This window comes from Falsiroseomonas oryzae, assembly GCF_027856955.1.
In the GTDB taxonomy this organism is placed as follows: domain Bacteria; phylum Pseudomonadota; class Alphaproteobacteria; order Acetobacterales; family Acetobacteraceae; genus Falsiroseomonas; species Falsiroseomonas oryzae.
The window spans coordinates 1-1,872 of record NZ_JAPSMD010000703.1 but is presented as its reverse complement, the minus strand read 5'-3'; the positions used below and the strand labels follow the sequence as shown (position 1 = coordinate 1,872).

Genomic DNA, 1,872 nt, shown 5'->3' with positions numbered 1-1,872 from the left:
TGCCGGAAGGCGCGACGGCGCTGCGCCTCAGCTTCGCCGCCGCGGACCGTGGCCTCGGCATCGGCCCGCTCGACGTGCTGGTGAACGACCGGCTCGCCGCGCGCGTGGAGCCGCAGCCCGGACGCGAGGTGGCGGTGGAGGTGCCGCTCGACCCGGGCAGCAACCGCATCGCGACGCGGCTGCACACCGAGGACCGGGCCGTCTTCGCGGAGGGCCCCACGCTCGACCTGCGCCGCCCCGGCGCGCCGGAGCCGCCGGCCGGCGCGGGACGGCTGGTGCTGGTGGCGGTCGGGGTGAACGCCTATGCCGAGCCGTCGCTCAATCTCCGCTATGCCGTGCCGGATGCCGACACCGTGGCGCAGACGATGCGCGCCCAGGGCGAGGGCCTGTTCCGGGAGGTCCGCACCACCGTGCTGCGCGACGGCGCCGCGACGCGCGCCGGCGTGCTGGCCGCGCTGGAGGCCGCGGCGCGGGACACGGCGCCGGGCGACACCTTCGTGCTCTACCTTGCCGGCCACGGCGTCCGCACCGAGCCCGACAACCGCTTCCTGTTCCTGCCGCACGACGTGACCGACATCTCGGGCTGGGCGGCGCTGCGCCGGCAGGGGATCGAGGATTCCACGCTGGTCGCCGCCGTCTCCCGAATCAGGGCGCGGGATGCGGTGCTGCTGCTGGACACCTGCCATGCGGGCCAGCTCACGATGGACCAGCTCTCCGCGCTGGGGAACGAGACCGGGCGCTTCCTGCTGGCCGCCAGCACCAGCGTGCAGGAGGCGCTGGACAGCTACGACGACCGCAACGGGGTCTTCGCCTATGCCCTGCGGGAGGGGCTGACCGGCCGCGCCGCCGTGGATGGCGAGGGACGGGTCAGCGCGCTGGCGCTCGGCGAATGGGTGATGCGCCGCGTGCCGCAGCTGGCCGCCGAGAAGCAGCACCGGCAGGATGCGGTGTTCCGCACTGCCCAGCGCGACCTGCGCAGCTTCCCGCTGGCGCAGGTACGCCGGTAGCGCCTACCGCACCGTCCCCGGACCCACCAGCGAGACCGCCACGCCCCGCACGCGGTTGCCCACCAGCTCCGCCGGCGTGTCGCTGCGATTCGCGACGAAGCTGGTCGGGCGCAGCATCAGGCTCTCGAAGCGGTTGTCGATCACCCGCAGCTCCCGCGTCGGCAGCCGCACGCCCTCGAAGCCGATGGCCACCGCCGTCGTCGCATTGCCGGTGTTCGGCCCCTTGCGCAGCAGGCTGCGCGCCAGCAGCAGGTCGCCGCCATTCGGCAGGTCCACCAGGTAGCTCGTCCGGCTCTCCGGCGTGTCCAGGATCTCGCTGTCCGTGATCTCGGTGCGGGATGCGCGCGACTTCACGTGGTGGCAGACCCGCGTGCCCTCGAAGCGCGTGCGGCGGATGACCAGCGCGCCGAGGCCGTTGACGTAGAGGCCATGCGCGCAGTCCCGCCCCTCGCGCAGCGCGCCGTTGCCGAGGAAGGCGCTGTCCTCGACCAGGATGGTCGCGCCGGGCGTGGGCGCGGCGAGGATACCGTTCTCGTTCCCCTCGAAGCGGCTGCGCCGGATCGTCAGGTCGCCGCCCTCCGCGCGGATGCCGGCGCCGTTGCCGCCGAAGGAGGCCGCATCGCGGAAGGTGATGCCGACGATCTCGATGCGGGGGGCGGCGGTGACGAACAGCGCCTTGTGGCCGCAGACCGGCCCGGTGATCTCCACCGGCCCGCCATCCGCGACGATGTGCAGGTCGGGCGTGCGCCAGGTGGCGCAATCCACGTAGCGGCCGGACGCGATCAGCACCGTGTCGCCGGGCCGCGCCGCGGCGGCCGCGCGGCTCGGCCGGTCGAAGCGCTCGCCGGGGCCGACGCGCAGCGTC

The 1,872-nt window shown here is 74.5% G+C and carries 2 protein-coding genes; one reads left to right on the top strand and one right to left on the bottom strand.

Annotated features, from left to right (window positions below; all coding sequences use genetic code 11):
* A partial coding sequence (locus OZN99_RS30810; RefSeq protein ID WP_270939018.1) for a caspase family protein occupies positions 1–1,007 on the top strand: 1,007 nt, incomplete at its 5' end.
* A 3-nt stretch (positions 1,008–1,010) separates the two neighbouring features.
* Here OZN99_RS30810 and OZN99_RS30805 read toward each other — a convergent pair.
* On the bottom strand, positions 1,011–1,872 hold an 862-nt coding region (locus OZN99_RS30805), incomplete at its 5' end, for a right-handed parallel beta-helix repeat-containing protein (protein WP_270939017.1).